Consider the following 16,137-nt stretch of genomic DNA (forward strand, 5'->3'; position numbering starts at 1 on the left):
GTTCGCGACCCGCTCGTACAAGGAACGTTGACGATGCAGAAGTTGGCCGCCGTAAACGATGACGATTTCGATAGACCCAAGGGCATCCAGCGAGCGCGCCGGCTTCCCGACCCCAAACTTGGCGCTCTCTGGGATTCGATCATTCTGAAGGACAGCCTGAAGGCACAGCTCCTTTCGCAGGCGATGCTGAACTTCACGGTGCGCGGAAAGATCGACCGGACCGTCATTCCCCTCCATGGCGTGATTCTTCTCGTCGGACCGCCGGGGACCGGCAAGACCTCGCTTGCTCGCGGACTGGCACACCGTACTGCCGAGTCGTTTCAGGGCGGCGGCTTCCGTCTGCTTGAGGTTGAGCCCCACGCGCTGACAAGTTCTGCGATGGGCAAGACGCAGCGAGCTGTGTCGGAACTGTTTTCGCAGTCGATCGCCGAGTCCGCCGCCGCCGGCCCGACGATAGTGTTGCTGGACGAGGTCGAGACCTTGGCGGCTGACCGTTCAAAGATGAGTCTTGAAGCCAATCCGATCGACATCCATCGCGCCACCGATGCCGTACTCGTTCAACTCGACGCCCTGGCGGAGCGGCATCCCAATTTGCTTTTTCTCGCCACCAGCAATTTTCCCCAAGCCGTCGATGCGGCCTTCACGTCGCGCTGCGACCTTGTCGTCCACGTGCCTTTGCCGGATCGGGAGGCGTGCCTACGCATCCTGAAAGATTGTCTGATCGGTCTCGGCAAGACCTACCCCGCAATCGGGAAGTTGCCGACGATGGCCGGGTTTGACCGGTGCGCCGCCGAATGCATGGGCCTTGATGGACGCGCCATCCGCAAGATGGTTGCCAACGCACTCGCCAGCAGTCCGCAAACCGCGATGAATCCTGAGCGTGTCAAAGTCGACGATCTGCTTGCCGCTGCAAGCGCCGCCAAGGCTGCTCGCATGTCGGGAGGCAAGACGCCATGAGCACGGTCGCCAGCCGTACTTTCAAGAGCACGCCGGAACGGGACGCGGCACGCACCTGGACGGCGATTGTCGATCTTCTGACACAAGGTAAAATCGGCGACGCCCGCACCGAACTTCTCGCTGTCGCAGGTGTGGCCGCCAGCGTGATCGCGGATCAAGCTCCGAAACAGGCGGCGATCACGGTGACCTGCGACGGCCCGCGGACCCGCATCTATTGCCTTTATGACGATGACGCCGTCGAAGGCTCGGATGCCAATGAGGATTCTCTCGGCTTTGATCCCCTGAAGGGAGATTGGCGTGTTTCGCTTCCTTGTCTTGCGGACGATCTTGCCTGGGTTCAGGGCGCCCTGAAGAAGCACAGCAACCGGATCACGGCGCGCGATGTCGATGCCACAGTGTCGAGCGCCGACGAAGAGGCAACCGAGAAGTCTCAGGCCCTTGTCTTCGATATGAAAGGGTTTCTTGGCCCATGACCAATGTCGTCGTTAACACTTACACCCATTCGGTCACCTATGTGGCCGACAATATCCTCAAGAGCCTGAAGGACATCATCCGCCTTAGCGGTCTCGATCCGTCGGCATTCGTCGGCGATTGGGAACTGCATATGCGCGGTGTTCAGACCTGGTTGAATACAGGCGATCTCGAAACAGTCGAGCTCGAAATTTACAATCCGAAAACGGATGCGTTGATTTTCCGGTGGGACATCGACATCGCCTATGGCTGGTCCGGCGGGGACGGCAACTTTTGGACGGACACCGAGCAACTCAAATACGCGATCAAAAAGGCTGGCTTGGTCCCGAGCGAGGCCCGTTATCGTCTGCTTCTGCAAAACAAGCCCGGCAGACCGGACGTAGCGGGTTGGGGTAAGGCGAGCTCCCGCTCGACGGAAGGGATGGTTCGGCAAAGCCTCGGAACCACCGTGGAGCACAGCGGCCTCGGCGCCAGCACATCTTATCTGAGGAGAGCCTGATGCTCACGATCGACGAGGCATTTCGCAAGTTCAAGAGCCGTCTGGAGCTAAACGACAAAGAGCAAGCCAACGCGTCGGCACGGCAGCAGGAGGTTCGCGATTATCTCGACACCAAGTTCAAGATCGATCGGAGCTTCCTGACCGGTTCATACGCCCGCTGGACCAAGACGAAGCCGCTGAAGGACGTCGATATCTTCTTCGTCCTGAAATCTTCCGAGGATCATTATCGCTCGAAAGCTCCATCTGTGGTCCTAACCGACTTCTACGATGCCTTGGTCGAGAAATATGGTGACAAGGCCAAGAAGCAGAATCGCTCGATCAACGTCGACTTCGGTGTGAAGGCCGATGCCGACGACAACACCGACTACCGCGTCATCAGCGTGGACGTCGTCCCGGCTTTCGACAAGGACGCCGATTTCGAGATTCCAGACAATGATCTCGGCAAGTGGATCAAGACCAACCCGCAGACCCACGCCGAAAAGGCGACCGCTGCGCATCAGGCCTATTCCAGCGAATGGAAGGGCTTGGTGCGGATGGTAAAATATTGGAATAACAATCCGAAGCACGGTGAGAAGCCGGTGAAGCCCTCATTCCTCATCGAGGTGATGGCACTGCAATGCCTCCACGGGGGGTGGGGTGGCAGCTTCGACCGCGAGATTCAGGGCTTCTTCGCCACGCTTGCCGACCGGATCCTCGACGAGTGGCCCGACCCCGCCGGTCTCGGTCCGGCAATCAGCAACGGAATGGATGCGGCGCGCAAAACGCGGGCACGCGATCTTCTGCGTGCGGCCGGGCGCGAGGCCACGCTCGCCATCGATCATGTGCGCCGCGGTCAGAACGGTGAGGCGCTGCGCGCCTGGCGCACGCTTTTCGGCCCGAAATTTCCGCTGTCCTGACGGGCGGCCGCCAATACCATAGCGAGGTTTCTCAATGTCTGAATGGTCCCTGTCCCAGCTTCTGTCCTCGCTGCATGAAGACATTCAGCAGCGCCTGGCGACCGTGCGGAAGACGTTCAATCATCCTGGCACGAAGGGCGATGCCAGCGAGAACGTCTGGATCAGTATGCTGGAGACGTACTTGCCGAAACGCTATCAGGCAGCGAAGGCGCATGTGGTCGACAGCCTCGGAAACTTCAGCCAGCAGATCGACGTGGTCGTCTTCGATCGACAGTATTCTCCTTTCATCTTTACTTATGAAAATGAGACGATCATCCCGGCTGAAAGCGTCTACGCCGTCTTCGAGGCGAAGCAGACCGCGGACGCGGGTCTGGTGACCTATGCTCAGGAAAAGGTCGCGAGCGTCCGCCGCCTGCACAGGACCAGCCTTCCCATTCCCTATGCGAAAGGCGTCTATCCGGCCAAAGCACTGATTCCAATCATTGGCGGCCTGCTAACCTTCGAGAGCGAGTGGAGCCCAGCACTGGGGCCGTCGTTCGATAAGGCACTGGCCGCCAACCTTGGCGACGGTCGACTCGATATCGGTTGCGTGGCATCGCACGGCCATTTCTTCTTCGATCAGTCGGCAGCGCGCTATGCCTTCGTCAACGAGAACAAGCCTGCAACTGCATTTCTGTTTAAGCTGATCTCCCAACTGCAGTTCAGCGGCACCGTGCCGATGATCGACGTCGATGCCTATGCCAAATGGCTGACCAAATAACTTGGAGTTCGGCAGACGTGCAGAAGGCTGGTGGGGGGCTAACCAATGAAGAACATTGTTATCTGTTGCGACGGGACGGGGAACGAGATCAGTGAAAATATTTCGAACGTACTCAAATTATATCGGGTTCTTAGGAAGACCGGAAAAACTGAGCCTCTTCAAGTCGTTTTCTACGATCCTGGTGTAGGGACTCTTGCGCGGCCGAATCCGTGGACAAAGGCCTGGCAGGACGCGATCACCGTCGTCGGCCTGGCGACTGGTTATGGTCTTGATGACAATGTGCTCGCCGCCTACGAATTTTTGGTCAGCCAATACGAGGAAGGCGACAACATCTTCCTGTTCGGCTTTAGCCGCGGAGCCTATACCGTGCGCGTCTTGGCGGCTCTCGTCCACAAGATAGGAGTGCTGGCCCCCCAACAAAGAAATCTCGCGGGCGCCGCGCTGACGGCATACAAACAACTCAATGCGGCAGCCGAAAGCCGGGCCTCGGCGTTGAATCAAGGCGTCGCTGTAGATAGCGCTGCCGAACGAGAGCCGGAGGGACCGCTAACCCGCGACGACGTTGCATCTCAGTTTGCTCGAATTGCTTCGACGAGATGGGCCACGATCACGTTTATGGGGGTCTGGGACACAGTTGCGAGTGTTATCGTCCCGCGGCCGGACAGATTTTATACATTCAGTCTTGAGAAGCTGGCGCATACTCAGCGGAATCCCAGCGTGAAGGTGTTCCGCCAGGCGATTGCGATCGACGAGCGTCGACGAATGTTTCGGTTACATTCTTGGGATGAGCCTCAGACGTATATGCACAACCGATTCAGCCTGACGAACAACTCCGAACCACAGGACATCAAACAGGTCTGGTTCACCGGAGTCCATGGCGACATCGGCGGCGGTTATCCTGAGAAAGAGAGCGGTTTATCGAAATGGCCGCTGATTTGGATGATTGATGAGGCCGGCACGTGTGGTCTTACTGTGGATCCACGAACGGTGAATCAATTGGCCTGGGGAAAGCAGCGAAAGGGCAGCCCGTTTAGTTATGTTGCGCCGGATACGACTAGCGATCTGCATGACTCCATGACCAATGCTTGGCGCGTCTTGGAGTGGATACCGAAGGCGGACAAATACAAAGAGTGCGGCACGCGCAGGTCATTTTTTGGACATTACATTCCAGATGCGGAGCCGCGGTCTATTCCGGAAGGTTCTTTTGTGCACGAGTCGGTTGTTAAACGGATACAGGCAGTCTCGAATTATCGCCCAATCAATATGGCTTCCCAATACCAAGTCGTCCCCATGCGTTCCGATCCTGCCGAAATAGTTTGAGCAGACCATTAAGATGTCCTTCGGATCCGAAGGACGTGATCGGAATCCGCTCGAATCCAAGACCCCAGACGCGGGTGGCGAAGATCTTCATGGCGTCCTGTCCAAACCAGGTCTCCTATTCTAGCCGCGCGGTGTCAGGCGCCGACGCCGGATCGGGCTGCGGCGGTCGAGCAGGAGCGTCCCGTCCGGACCCGGCGATGTCTCAACGGCGCGTTTGCCTTTATAAAACTCGGCACGACCCTCCAGAATTCCGAAGACCTCGTTGAACTGGTGTTGCCGCATCGTTGGGTCAACCGGCGTTTCTCGCATGATGTCGAAGATCTTCCGGTCGAGGGCGAAGAAGACACCATCATCGATCTCCCGGCCAACAAAGCCCTCGCCGACCTCGTCGGACAGGTCTCTGGGCTCGATGTCGAGGAAGAACGAATAGGTCTTCGCGAGCGCATCACGTCGGTCGAACGTCACGGAGAGACCGTCGCTTGCGCTAGGTGGATCAATGACGCGACCCTCGGCACCCGCTTCCCGCAGCATGAAAAAGGTGGCGCAGCGTGTCGTTGGCGCCACGCCATTAACCGCTTGAAGCTTGGACACCTGGCCGAGCCCTTTGACAACGGTAGCCGCGCTCGGCTTTCTGATCCGGCCCTTGCTCTCGAACACATGGCTTTCGGCGCGCCGGATTCCGATGAAATCCGGCCGGCTCTTGTCTGACGGGGGCATCGCCCCCGTTTTGAGTGGAGCCGCCACGCCCACACTCGACCATGTGCAGCTTGTAAGGCCGGCGACGTGCACGAGGAATTCGACGCGCATTCGATCCTGCGCGTACCAATGGGTAAATGCCTCGCCCAAGAGAAACGAGACGCCGACTTTCTCGGACTGCTCAAGATTGCGAAAATACCGGGTGGTGCCGAGCGTGGGGTCGAGATACCCGCTCGCCATTGCGACGAGAAGCTTCTCACGCCATCTCCCGACGGATTTTATCGCTGCCTTGCGGCTCGGATAGCCGACGGTCAGAAGCGACCGAATAATATCGGGACGCGTGGCGGTTATCTGAGCGGAGCCGTTGAGTGGCAAAAAGCCGCCGGAAAATCCTTCGGAAAAGACATTGCCCGGCATTCTGGAGACCTATGTTTGACGTTCTTCGGCGCTCGGCGCCGTCGCATTGGCAAGCCTGAACTCAGTTGTGGCCCGGGAAGACCGGTGACATCAATCCAGCCGTGACTTGTCGTTGCAGGTCGGATGCGATTGCCCAAATGCAAACGTGTACGAACAAGGCAGACCACCCCACACTAGAGGACAGCTCCAGCTTTCCAGATCACTGTCCAGGGCTTGGGAGCACGACGACCGGGGGGCGGGCGCAGGCGCTCCCTCAGAGGCAGGCTTGGGTCGTGAGATGGTGCCGATCCGTCGAATTTTGCCATAAATAGGCTTGCGGTTATCAAATTTGATAACTACAGTATGACTTATGAAGCGACGAGACCTCAATGAGAAGCTTGCCCAGGCTGATGTTGCCGGCGTCTGGGCTTTCACGTCACCCAGCTTTTCGACGCTGATGGGTGGCGTCAACCCAGCTTACCTCAAGCTGATGATGAAGCGGCTCTCGGACCAGGGGGTGCTGATCCGCGCAGCGAGGGGCGTCTACGTCAATCCCCATGCCCGGTCGCGGCCGGCGGATGCTCGGCGCGGTCTCCTTCGCTTCCTGCGACCGCGTGAGATCAACTACATCAGCCTGGAATCCAAACTTTCGGAGGCAGGGGTCATCTCGCAGATTACGACCGCCTTAACCTGCATGACGACCGGATCGCCTGGGCGGTTCGAGACGCCTTGGGGCGCGGTGGAGTTTACCCATACAGATCGTAAGATCGAGGTCGGAACCGACGTTGTCGTTCAGGATGACGGAACGCTGGAAGCCACGATCCGCACCGCCGTTCGCGACCTGCGTCGTGTCGGCAGAAACCTCGATCTGATTGACCACGAAATTCTTGCCGATGCCATTTCGGAGGAAGAGAGCCTAGATGAGCAGCAAAGCGGGCGGGCTTAAGAGCGCAATCGACGCCTTCATCCAACGCCGCGGGATCGAAGCGGGTATGGACCAGAACTTAATGAAGGAGGCCATCCATCTCCATCTCCTGTCCGCGCTGTCCGAAGCGGGCATCCTTCAGCATGTCATCTTTCAGGGCGGGACCGCCCTGCGCCTTTGCTATGGCGGCGAGCGCTACAGCGAGGACCTCGATTTCGTATGCGGCAAGGCCGGCGCCTATCTGAAAGACGTCGAGTTCGACGCCCTCGTCGATAAGGCGCTCGAAACCACGAAGCGAACTCTGCAGCGCGACTTCGACATTGATGCCACGCAGATTGCTCTGAAACGTCCAGCGCAACCGGAACTCGTCAAGGGAAGCGACGTTAATGTCGCCGCATGGCAGATCGTGGTGCCGGTCAATCCGACGCCGAAGACGCCAAAGTCGCGAATCAAGATCGAGTTTGCCAACGTCCCATCCTACGACTCCAAACCGCTGACGGTCAGTGCAACGCCGGGCTTGGTCCAAATTCAGGATGTGATCCTCAACGCCGAAACCCCGAATGAGATCCTGGCGGACAAGGCAGTCGCGCTGACCGCAAGGGCGGCTCTTAAATTCCGCGACGTGTGGGACGTCTGGTTCCTCGTTAACAAGCTCGGCGCGACACCCGATCGCGAGATGGTTCTGAAGAAATTCGCCGACTACGGCACCACTGATATTGCGGTCAAGGCAAATGCCCGTCTCGACGAATTGGCAAAGGACGCGACAGCGACGGCGTTCTACGCCGAGATGAAACGTTTCCTCCCATCGGCACGGGTCGCACAGATGTCGCAAATGAATTTGCAGCGCACGATGCTTTCGGACAGCGCCGATCTTATTCGAAAGACTGTTGTGTAAGAGCATCGAAGGCCTCTTACTGGCTGCTCGAAGTGATAGAGGCGCCGCGATGAGATGGCGTCAGGATCAACCCTAACCGTGCTGTTTGCGCTTATGGCCTTTGCATTTAACGTCTTTGTCAGTTCGTCTTGCTATGAGCTCCGCGACATGCGGGCGCGATTGCAGGAGTGGCTGTCTGGGATGGGTTTCAATCCCATTCTGAGCGAGGGGGAAGGCTTCCCGCATACCGATGGCATGCCGCCTTACGCCAGTTGCCTCAGAACCATGGACGAATGCGCCATGGTTATCGGCGTCATCGAGCGACAATACGGCACCCAATTTGATGATTGGGGACCGTTCCCACAATACAAGGGATTGGCTCCGACCCATGCCGAGTTGCGCCATGCGTTGGATAGCGGAAAGCGAGTTCTGATTTATGTGCAGGACAGCACATGGGCCTTTTATGACGTCTGGCGGCGTAACCCCGACGCGTTCACGAACGGCGCTCCCCCTGGCCTCGACGTGCGAACGCTCGAATTGCTTCAGGAATTGAAGACGCGAAGCCCGGAACCGTGGCTCAGTCGGTACTCCGATGCGTCCTCCGTGGTTGCGTCGCTCAAGAGCGAAGTCATCAATCAGCTCTTTCAACAGTTTCGCGAGCGTGAAAAGCAAACGGCAGATTTGCAGCAATATCTCCTTGGCAAGCTCGATGAGGCGCCGCCTGATATTCGTCAGGCTATTGCCGAGGCGTTAAACTCCGATCTCGTCGCCTCGCGCGATGCCCTGAAGGCGCAATTGGCCGCGATCGAAGCCGAACGTGCTGCCGGAGGTTCGGATGAGAGAATTCGCAACCTCGAACAGGCGAAACTTGCCGCCGAGATGCGGCTCTCGGAAATCTCCCGCCAGTTCGGATTTTTGCAAACGCTGCTCGCGCGTTCTGCCGCCAAGGATGCCGTCTGGCTAGAGCATGTTCGCAGCACCCTCATGCCGAAGCAGCCGGGTCGCGCGCCATTTCATAATTCGCTTGAGGTCGCATTGCGCGGCTATCACGCATCGCCGGGCCGCCGTGTGACGCCCGTCTTGTCGAAAGTGACGTGGGAGAAACTTCCTCACGTCGAGAGAGGTTTGCATCGCGGCTATTATGCCGGTGTCATCTTTCACGGCCGCGATTTCGTGCCGGGCGTAACGTGGACCACGAGACGTTGCGGATTGGAAGGCGTGCTGGAGCCCGGACAACCTCATCCTTGGATGCTTCCTAATATCTACTACGGAGACTATCTCGAAGTTGCCTCGTCGGACGATCCGATCGAGGGGCCGCTGTCTTTTCGCGACTATGAGTATCAGGTGCGTAATCCGGAAGGACAGACCTCGGAATGGGTAAGGTTCAGCTATCCTTTTGATGACGTCATGCTCGAAAAAATGAGGGTCGAGCAGCTTGAACTGGGGAGGGCGCTTTTGGCGGGCGACAAGCCGGTCGAGGCGGTCGAGCCCATGCGGAAGGCGTTTGTCTTTTCCGACCGGATGTTGGGCCTCACCCATGAGGAAACGTTGCGGATCAAGGCCGAATGGGAGCACACTCGCAACGAGGCGGCGCTATCGAAACTCCGCTTTCGGGTTGGAGCCCACCTCTCTGTTAAATCAGGTCCAGAGGCCGGCAAGTCGGGTGTCATTGAACGCTTGCTTTTGAATCACGTGCACGCCTATCTGATCAAGCCGGCCGAGGGCGAGCTGTTTCAGGCTTCCGATGCACAAGTCGAACTTGCGGATACGTAATCTCGCTCTTCGTGAATTCGGCAGCCTCCTTCGATGTGACAGAGAATAGAGGGCGCGAGCTGTGTGGAGGCGCACCGAAGACGACTCGGTCCTCGACGAGGCCGGAAAGGTGATTTATTTCAGCCTTGAAAGGTTCGTTCGGGACATCGCTTTAGGCGATTGCTGTTTTGTCTGTGGCGCAAGCTCCGCCGATGTGCCTTTCAATAATGAGCACGTTATTCCCGAATGGATTCTCCGGCGCTTTGCCCTTTTCGACCGTTTCCTGACGCTGCCTAATGGGGCTTCCACGCGCTACGACCGCTATACAGTTCCCTGCTGTGTGGGCTGCAATGACTTGATGGGACGCGCTATCGAGCAACCCACCAGCGCGTTGACCGAGGGCGGCTACGATGCAGTCCAGGCGTGGTGCGAGCAGCACGGGCTTCTGAATCTATATGTTTGGGTTGGTCTCCTTTTTCTAAAAACGCACCTTAAGGATCGGCTGCTTCGGGCGCATCTCGATGCTCGAAAAGGTGACGTGCCCATTGCTGAGGAGTTGCAGTACGATTGGCGTGGTCTGCACTACCTTCATACGCTCGTGCGCTGCTTCGCCACAGGTGCAGGCATATATCCCGATGCACTCGGATCATTCTTTATAATCAAAGTTCGGGAGGACGCGTCGGGGCAAGCGTTCGACTACGGCGATCTCTATCAGGCGCAAGCTGTGATGTTACGGCTCGGCGACGTGGCATTCATTGCTTGCTTTAACGATGGCGCTAATGCCGGCTTGTTCCTCAAGCAGAAACTCGAGCGGATAACGGGTGCCGTATCCGATGCTCAACTTCGGGAACTCGCAACCGAACTTGCCTTCCTCAACATGCATCTCAAGAATCATCCAAACCTCGAATCTCATTTCGATTTGCAACTTGAGCGGCACGAAATGAAAGGAACGTTTGTTCTGCCCGAATTAAATGAGCTGGACTACGCTGTTAGGGGCAAGTTCATGCACTACATATTTCGCGGCATGTTCGGCAAGCTAAAGTCTTACAAGTGGAGCGACGCGGAATTCGAGGCCATGGTTGTCGGGGGGCAAGCGACATTCCTGTTTGATGATTATGGTGCATTCATCAAAGACGACACGCCTCTTCCGTAGTCGGCGCATCGCCGTACCGTGCTATTCGGTAAGCGTCACGAAAAGCCAGTGTAAGGATCGTCACACCAGGGCGGAATTCACGGCGTATCAGACGTAAAGCTCTGCTTGATGAACGCGCCAGTGTCATCGAATAAGACAGTGAAGTGTCCGCCGTCGATCGCCTGTTCGATCTCCTGCGGTGTTTTCCCTGCGACCCGTATCTGCTTCACGCCGTCGCCGAACGAGTCCCGCAGCATGCGTCCTCGCAGCGCGAAGTCGAGCTCACCCAGCTCGAAATATTCAGGCATCCAGGCTTTCTCGGTAATTGTCTCGTTCCTCATGTCGCACTCCGTATAGAAGCGCGGGCGCTCCTTTAGGCTCAGGTTCATGAAGGCGAAGTCGACCATGACTTCGCGCGCTTGGATCTCCGACAACGGTCCTTCTATCTTTTCGAGCCTCGGCATCGCGCCATTTATCGCTCCGCATGCATCATTGAACGTCGTGATCAGCACAACATTCCCGAGCCTCAACAGCATGGTCTGCGCGTCGACTATGTCGCCGTAGTCGAATTCCTCACGCCATCCTTCCGTCTTCGCCGCAAATGCCCCTAGCGATCCAAACACCTCCTTCTCGAGGGTGGCCCCGTTTACAAAGCACCGCACAAGGCAGTGCATATGATGCAGCGCCTGCCAGTCGTGCAGGTCTCCGATCTTGTCATCCGGTTCGCGAAGGTCTTGGTGGATTCGAAACTCCCTGTCCTTGAGATGGACCTTGAGAAAGATCAGGCCCAACCAGACGAAGAACTCCAATCCGTTGCCGTCGGCGATGTGCTTCTGCACGGCCTCCGGGCCGGCATTGACGACCTTGCTGATCCGCTCTTCGATCTGGCGTCCCATCAAAGAGTTACAATCCTGACAGCAGGGGACTTTGAACCGTCCGTACTTAACGGCCCCGCCATTTGGCAATGTCATCGTCCTGTTAAACAGGTTGAATTTCCGCAGCACCCATTCAGGGATAACATGCTCGTCGTTGAACACTTTTGACCCGGGCTGTGCGCCGCAGATAAAGCAGCAGCGGCCGAGACAGATATCGTTCACAAACCGATCTTTGCTGAAAAACAGAACCTTACCGCTATGATCCAGGAACGAACCGTCTGAAGTTTTATGCCAAGCCATTGTCACCAACCGTCGCCGCCGCGGGCTTAAGCCCTACACGGGCCAGCACCGTCCTGCTACTGAAAGGGCATCGCCGGCCGGGACCGGTCACGGACAGGGATATGCGAAAGAACATGCTCCGGCCAACGGGCTCAGATCCCGCTTAGGGGATATTCATGTCGAGGAAGTCAAGAAAGGCGCAACGGCGACGGAAATGGCGGCGCCGGTCAAGGTCTGCAGCAACGCCGTCCGATGCGATGCATCAGGCGCTCGGAGAGTTTTTGACCGAGATGGGTCGCGTCGAGTTCAGGATGCTCCTGTTGATGGACCTCATCAATGAGGCACCGCTCGAAGCGCTGTTCGACGAGTATTCCGGACGGACGTTCGCGGACAAGATCAAGATCTTCAAGAAGTGGTGTGACTTCGGAGGCGTGCCCGATGAGCACAAGCCGACGCTACAACGTATTTACAAGGAGCTGGATGATCTCCGGCCGATGCGCAATTTCCTAGTCCATGGCGAGACATGGGAAGGCGCTTTCAAGGGCAAGCCGCGCCAGCCCTATCGGGTCGGACTCGTGAAAAAGAATCTTGAATATCTCGACGAATTCGAGCGCGCCGAACACGGTCCGAACGTCTTTGACGTCCAGCAGGTGCGTGATGCGACCAGGCGCTGCGCTGGGATTCACCGGGATCTTGCAGCGTTGCGGGACGCGATTGCCGCGACCGCCGTACCATTTGAAGAAGAAGTCACGCAGGCTCCGTGACCAACTGCTATCTCTGGGGACAATGGCCTTTTCCGACAACGCATTCCTCGCCAAACTGCGCGAACACGCCGATCGCGCCCGGCGCCTTTTCTCAAATCCGCAAAAGCCGGAACGGGAGCGCATGGTCGTGCGCGCATTCCTTCGTTGTATCGGTGAAGCCTTCGAGGACGGTGAGATCTTCGCGAGCAGGGACGAGCCGATCGACGTCCGATTTCGAACTGCCGATTTCCAAATCATGGACATCGTCGGCGATAACAAGCGCGGCTTGGCATGGCGTCGGCGCCAGGACAGATATCGCAATGCACAACATATCGCAGACGTGCTGGAGCCGTACACGCCGTCACAGCCGATGTCGTTCGACGACGCGGCCCAGCTCGTCGCCGATCGTCTGTCGGCGAAAGCCGCGCGGTATGGCGCCGCCGCTTGCGCGAGCTTGGATGCCTTGGTCTATATCGACCTTCACAATCGGCACCTTTGGCCGCTTAAGCCCACCGGTCATGGGCGCGCCGTTGCCATGCTTCAAACCCAGGGCTGGAGATCGGTCTCCATGCTCTTTGTGCCCTATGGCGTCGTGCTGCTGGCAGCGCCGGCCGCTCCGGCGGTCATCAGGACACGAGCCGGGCGGGTTCTGAACGAATGGCCGGGGCTCGATGGGTTATTTGACCCCTAATGGGCCACTGGCCATCTGCGCTTGTCCTTGGCTGACGGCCTCAGCGGAGATTTCCGCTCATCTTCGTCGGACCTGGGACGATCGGATCAGTGCGCCGGCTTAGAAATTCCGATAAAACCGCCGGCAACACCACGCCTAATCCCCAAACCGACAACAGCGGTCGCCTCGATGTACAATCTTCTTGTTTCCTCCAATGCCGAGGCCTGGAACGGCGAGCCCTGGCAGATCGAGTTCTCGCGCTGCGTTCGCGAGTATACCGAAAATGCGATCACCGAGCGGTTCGGAACGCTGGACGATGCCGCGGTCTCGGAACTCAAACGGCTGCCGTGCATCTTCGCCTACGAAGCGTTCAACCAGCTCGCACCGAAATTCGGCCTGATCCGCGACATCGCCAAACGGCAGGGACAGGTTCGGATCGAATACGAGCTGCAGGCCATCGATCCGTTTCTGTCCGCCGACGATCTCGAACAGCTCACCTTCGAGCTCGACATCGGTAAATGGGAAATGAACCGGACGCATTGGGCGGTCAAGGACGTCAATCTTGCGAAGGAATTACACGCCGCGCGGCGCATCACGCTGCCGTCTTGGACGGGGCAGGCGACCAAGACCGTCGATATCACCGAGCATCATTTCGACGTGGCTCTTTCTTTTCCGGGAGAGGTGAGGGCGATTGTCGAACAGGTGGCGCGCGAGTTGGAGGGAAGGATCGGGCCGAATTCCTACTTTTACGACAGCAACTACGTATCGCAATTGGCACGGCCGTCGCTCGACACATTGCTGCAGGAGATCTACCGGCATCGTTCGAAGCTGATCGTCGTGTTCCTGGGGTCCGACTACCAAAGGAAGGACTGGTGCGGCATCGAGTTTCGGGCGATCAGGGAGATCATCATGGAGCGCGACAATGCCCGTATCATGTTCGTGCGAACCGATGACGGCGCCGTCGACGGCGTTTTCAAGACCGACGGCTACGTCGACGCGCGCAGGTTCAGCCCGGCGCAGATCGCGCAATTCATCTGCGAGCGCCTGGCCGTGCTCACGCCGGCCTAGTCACCATGGACAAGACACCGATGATCTCCGATGGGGATGAGGCGCCGAAGGAGATCTCGGAGGTTACACGCCGTGCCATTATCGATCATTTCCGCACGGCGAACGTGAACTGGGCAGGGCGGCTGGAGGATGACGAGTTTCTGACCCGAATCTACGATCTCCCAAAGCTGCCGTCTCTCGATCATCGATACAAGGATGCAGCCGACGATATCTACCATCACTGCCGCTTCAATGATTGGGAGCGAGATTGGATCTTTTACGATCCCCGCTTCAATCTGATGCATGCGCCAGACTCGGAATTTCTTCGGTTTCTCTGCGAGACCGTGCACCCCGCCGTGCGGCCCGCCGACGATGAAGTCTCGAGGCTCGCGCGCGTCTATAACGAGGTGCTGACGCCCGACGGCTATCAAGTCGTCCCCGGAAAGACCATTTCCGGCAGACCGATCTTTGTCGCGCAATCGGCCCACCGCGCCGTTGTCTTCGAGGAGCCGACCGGTTGGCGGAAGGTTGACCGCCAGCTTCAGGAGATGCGGCTGCGGCTCGATAGCGCCGAGACCGAGGAGCAATATCAAGCCGTTGGCCTTCTCTGCCGCGAGGTGCTGATCTCCGTGGCGCAGGAGGTTTACGATCCCGCCCGGCATCCGCTCATCGACGACAAGACCCCCAGCGATACCGACGCCAAGCGGATGCTGGAGGCGATCTTCGAAGTGGAGCTGAAAGGTTCAAGCAACGAAGAGGCCCGCGCTCACGCCAAGGCGGCGGTACGTCTGGCGCTCGCGCTGCAGCACAAGCGGTTCGCTGATTTTAGAACCGCCGCGCTGTGCGCCGAGGGGACCTGGTCGGTCGTGAACATGCTGGCAATCATCGCTGGCCGGCGAGGCAGACGCATCACGTAGTCGATGGCCCGGAGGGTAACGTCACGACGCGGCGATCGACCATCAGGTGGCGCCGTTTCGCCGCGCCGGGGTCGGTGAGCCGCGGCGTGATCGAGACGACCGCGACCTTCCAGTCCGGCAAACGATCTTGTGGAGCCGGCATCACCCCGGACAGCACGGTCAGACCCCGTCGTTCCAGGTTACCGACACAGGTGAGGATGTCGTTATAGAGATCGCGGCGCCCCCGCTCGGACGGCGGAGGCTCGGCGATATCCGACAAGATAAATGACGCAAGATCGAGCCATTCCTGCAGACCCGCGATATCATCGTCATAGGCATCGGGCACTTCCGGACGATGAATCAGGACAGCATCACATCGTGCGGCGTCGCGAACCGCGCGATGCGTCGTCATCGGCGCGACCGGGACGACCTCAAGATGGGAATAGGTGTCCACCAGACTGGCAGCCGCTTCGCCGGCACCCAATGGCAAGCGGGGCGCTGTGAAATATCCCACCTCGTAGCCGAACGCCTGAGCAATCCTGTCCAGCGCGTCGTCGCTCACGCGCTCGCCGCGTTCGATGCGCTCCACGGTCGAGACCGAGACACGCGCGAAGTCGGCGAGCGTCGTCGTCTTCCATTGCCGCAGTCCGCGGTTCCATCGCACCACGAAGGCTACCAGTTCGATGGGCGGCGCCGTCGGGACGTCGACAGGTCTCTCCGGCAGTTGTGTGATCTTGTCCAACAGGTCTTGGGTCGTCATGAGCATTGGCTCCTTTCATGGTCGAAAGGATGCACGATCCTCGCCGGCCAAAAGAGGTCGAAAAATCCTTCATGCCCAGGAAACCCAACGCTCATGCTCGCTCCGCCGCACAGTCTGGACCGCCACGACCTGGCGGTTGCGATATGGCGCGACATCCGGGCCTGGCTCTGTCGTCAGCATCGCGAAGGC

At 58.3% G+C, this 16,137-nt stretch carries 17 protein-coding genes; 14 read left to right on the forward strand and 3 right to left on the reverse strand.

Annotated elements, in window-relative coordinates; genetic code table 11:
• Positions 1-33: 33 nt before the first annotated feature.
• From ACEK02_RS15245 to ACEK02_RS15270, 6 genes are read left to right on the forward strand one after another with little or no spacing between them, the layout of a single operon-like run.
• Positions 34-957 carry an AAA family ATPase gene (locus ACEK02_RS15245; protein ID WP_211379268.1) on the forward strand — a complete coding sequence of 308 codons (924 nt, stop codon included), beginning with the start codon at positions 34-36 and terminating at the stop codon, positions 955-957.
• Entirely contained in the window at positions 954-1,430 is a 477-nt protein-coding gene (locus tag ACEK02_RS15250) for a hypothetical protein (protein ID WP_211379269.1), read from the forward strand. The genes ACEK02_RS15245 and ACEK02_RS15250 overlap by 4 nt, the downstream gene beginning before the upstream one ends.
• Positions 1,427-1,927, forward strand: coding sequence for an HORMA domain containing protein (locus ACEK02_RS15255; protein ID WP_211379270.1), 501 nt, complete (start codon positions 1,427-1,429; stop codon positions 1,925-1,927). Before ACEK02_RS15250 ends, ACEK02_RS15255 begins: the two co-directional genes overlap by 4 nt.
• Positions 1,927-2,823 (forward strand): CBASS oligonucleotide cyclase, encoded by an 897-nt coding sequence (locus ACEK02_RS15260; RefSeq protein WP_211379271.1) that lies wholly within the window; start codon positions 1,927-1,929, stop codon positions 2,821-2,823. The genes ACEK02_RS15255 and ACEK02_RS15260 overlap by 1 nt, the downstream gene beginning before the upstream one ends.
• A gap of 34 nt (positions 2,824-2,857) precedes the next feature.
• A complete protein-coding gene (gene nucC, locus ACEK02_RS15265) occupies positions 2,858-3,583 on the forward strand; it encodes a DUF6602 domain-containing protein (protein ID WP_211379272.1) in 726 nt (241 codons plus the stop codon).
• 45 nt (positions 3,584-3,628) lie between these two features.
• Positions 3,629-4,903, forward strand: a complete 1,275-nt coding sequence (locus tag ACEK02_RS15270) for a DUF2235 domain-containing protein (RefSeq protein ID WP_211379273.1) — start codon at positions 3,629-3,631, stop codon at positions 4,901-4,903.
• 120 nt (positions 4,904-5,023) lie between these two features.
• On the opposite strand, the gene ACEK02_RS15275 is transcribed toward ACEK02_RS15270, so the two are convergent.
• A complete protein-coding gene (locus tag ACEK02_RS15275) occupies positions 5,024-6,016 on the reverse strand; it encodes a hypothetical protein (RefSeq protein ID WP_211379274.1) in 993 nt (330 codons plus the stop codon).
• Positions 6,017-6,365: 349 nt separating this feature from the next.
• Here ACEK02_RS15275 and abiEi point away from each other — a divergent pair, with 349 nt between their 5' ends.
• From abiEi to ACEK02_RS15295, 4 genes are all read left to right on the forward strand, one after another.
• Positions 6,366-6,941, forward strand: a complete 576-nt coding sequence (abiEi, locus tag ACEK02_RS15280) for a type IV toxin-antitoxin system AbiEi family antitoxin (protein ID WP_211379275.1) — start codon at positions 6,366-6,368, stop codon at positions 6,939-6,941.
• A complete protein-coding gene (locus ACEK02_RS15285; protein WP_211379276.1) occupies positions 6,916-7,815 on the forward strand; it encodes a nucleotidyl transferase AbiEii/AbiGii toxin family protein in 900 nt (299 codons plus the stop codon). Before abiEi ends, ACEK02_RS15285 begins: the two co-directional genes overlap by 26 nt.
• A 93-nt stretch (positions 7,816-7,908) precedes the next feature.
• Positions 7,909-9,567 (forward strand): DUF4062 domain-containing protein, encoded by a 1,659-nt coding sequence (locus ACEK02_RS15290; protein WP_371422512.1) that lies wholly within the window; start codon positions 7,909-7,911, stop codon positions 9,565-9,567.
• A gap of 109 nt (positions 9,568-9,676) precedes the next feature.
• Positions 9,677-10,699 (forward strand): hypothetical protein, encoded by a 1,023-nt coding sequence (locus ACEK02_RS15295; RefSeq protein WP_211379278.1) that lies wholly within the window; start codon positions 9,677-9,679, stop codon positions 10,697-10,699.
• A gap of 77 nt (positions 10,700-10,776) precedes the next feature.
• On the opposite strand, the gene ACEK02_RS15300 is transcribed toward ACEK02_RS15295, so the two are convergent.
• Positions 10,777-11,853, reverse strand: a complete 1,077-nt coding sequence (locus ACEK02_RS15300) for a hypothetical protein (protein ID WP_211379279.1) — start codon at positions 11,851-11,853, stop codon at positions 10,777-10,779.
• Positions 11,854-12,089: 236 nt separating this feature from the next.
• On the opposite strand from ACEK02_RS15300, the gene ACEK02_RS15305 reads away from it, so the two are divergent.
• From ACEK02_RS15305 to ACEK02_RS15320, 4 genes are all read left to right on the forward strand, one after another.
• Positions 12,090-12,596 (forward strand): hypothetical protein, encoded by a 507-nt coding sequence (locus ACEK02_RS15305; protein WP_371422505.1) that lies wholly within the window; start codon positions 12,090-12,092, stop codon positions 12,594-12,596.
• 22 nt (positions 12,597-12,618) lie between these two features.
• A complete protein-coding gene (locus ACEK02_RS15310; RefSeq protein WP_211379281.1) occupies positions 12,619-13,266 on the forward strand; it encodes a DUF1780 domain-containing protein in 648 nt (215 codons plus the stop codon).
• A gap of 168 nt (positions 13,267-13,434) precedes the next feature.
• A complete protein-coding gene (locus tag ACEK02_RS15315) occupies positions 13,435-14,313 on the forward strand; it encodes a toll/interleukin-1 receptor domain-containing protein (RefSeq protein WP_211379282.1) in 879 nt (292 codons plus the stop codon).
• Positions 14,314-14,318: 5 nt separating this feature from the next.
• Positions 14,319-15,209 (forward strand): hypothetical protein, encoded by an 891-nt coding sequence (locus tag ACEK02_RS15320; protein ID WP_211379283.1) that lies wholly within the window; start codon positions 14,319-14,321, stop codon positions 15,207-15,209.
• On the opposite strand, the gene ACEK02_RS15325 is transcribed toward ACEK02_RS15320, so the two are convergent.
• A complete protein-coding gene (locus ACEK02_RS15325; RefSeq protein ID WP_211379284.1) occupies positions 15,202-15,948 on the reverse strand; it encodes a helix-turn-helix domain-containing protein in 747 nt (248 codons plus the stop codon). The genes ACEK02_RS15320 and ACEK02_RS15325 overlap by 8 nt on opposite strands.
• Between the last annotated feature and the right edge of the window lie 189 nt (positions 15,949-16,137).

Origin of the sequence: Tardiphaga sp., from assembly GCF_041424195.1 — a bacterium.
In the GTDB taxonomy this organism is placed as follows: Bacteria; Pseudomonadota; Alphaproteobacteria; order Rhizobiales; family Xanthobacteraceae; genus Tardiphaga.

Coding starts and splice junctions, on each gene's coding strand:
- nucC (WP_211379272.1), top strand. CDS start 2,858: ATGTCTGAATGGTCCCTGTCCCAGCTTCTGTCCTCGCTGCATGAAGAC.
- ACEK02_RS15245 (WP_211379268.1), top strand. CDS start 34: ATGCAGAAGTTGGCCGCCGTAAACGATGACGATTTCGATAGACCCAAG.
- ACEK02_RS15285 (WP_211379276.1), top strand. CDS start 6,916: ATGAGCAGCAAAGCGGGCGGGCTTAAGAGCGCAATCGACGCCTTCATC.
- ACEK02_RS15255 (WP_211379270.1), top strand. CDS start 1,427: ATGACCAATGTCGTCGTTAACACTTACACCCATTCGGTCACCTATGTG.
- ACEK02_RS15310 (WP_211379281.1), top strand. CDS start 12,619: ATGGCCTTTTCCGACAACGCATTCCTCGCCAAACTGCGCGAACACGCC.
- ACEK02_RS15250 (WP_211379269.1), top strand. CDS start 954: ATGAGCACGGTCGCCAGCCGTACTTTCAAGAGCACGCCGGAACGGGAC.
- ACEK02_RS15260 (WP_211379271.1), top strand. CDS start 1,927: ATGCTCACGATCGACGAGGCATTTCGCAAGTTCAAGAGCCGTCTGGAG.
- ACEK02_RS15270 (WP_211379273.1), top strand. CDS start 3,629: ATGAAGAACATTGTTATCTGTTGCGACGGGACGGGGAACGAGATCAGT.
- ACEK02_RS15300 (WP_211379279.1), bottom strand. CDS start 11,853: ATGGCTTGGCATAAAACTTCAGACGGTTCGTTCCTGGATCATAGCGGT.
- ACEK02_RS15325 (WP_211379284.1), bottom strand. CDS start 15,948: ATGACGACCCAAGACCTGTTGGACAAGATCACACAACTGCCGGAGAGA.
- ACEK02_RS15290 (WP_371422512.1), top strand. CDS start 7,909: ATGGCCTTTGCATTTAACGTCTTTGTCAGTTCGTCTTGCTATGAGCTC.
- ACEK02_RS15320 (WP_211379283.1), top strand. CDS start 14,319: ATGGACAAGACACCGATGATCTCCGATGGGGATGAGGCGCCGAAGGAG.
- ACEK02_RS15305 (WP_371422505.1), top strand. CDS start 12,090: ATGCATCAGGCGCTCGGAGAGTTTTTGACCGAGATGGGTCGCGTCGAG.
- abiEi (WP_211379275.1), top strand. CDS start 6,366: ATGAAGCGACGAGACCTCAATGAGAAGCTTGCCCAGGCTGATGTTGCC.
- ACEK02_RS15315 (WP_211379282.1), top strand. CDS start 13,435: ATGTACAATCTTCTTGTTTCCTCCAATGCCGAGGCCTGGAACGGCGAG.
- ACEK02_RS15275 (WP_211379274.1), bottom strand. CDS start 6,016: ATGCCGGGCAATGTCTTTTCCGAAGGATTTTCCGGCGGCTTTTTGCCA.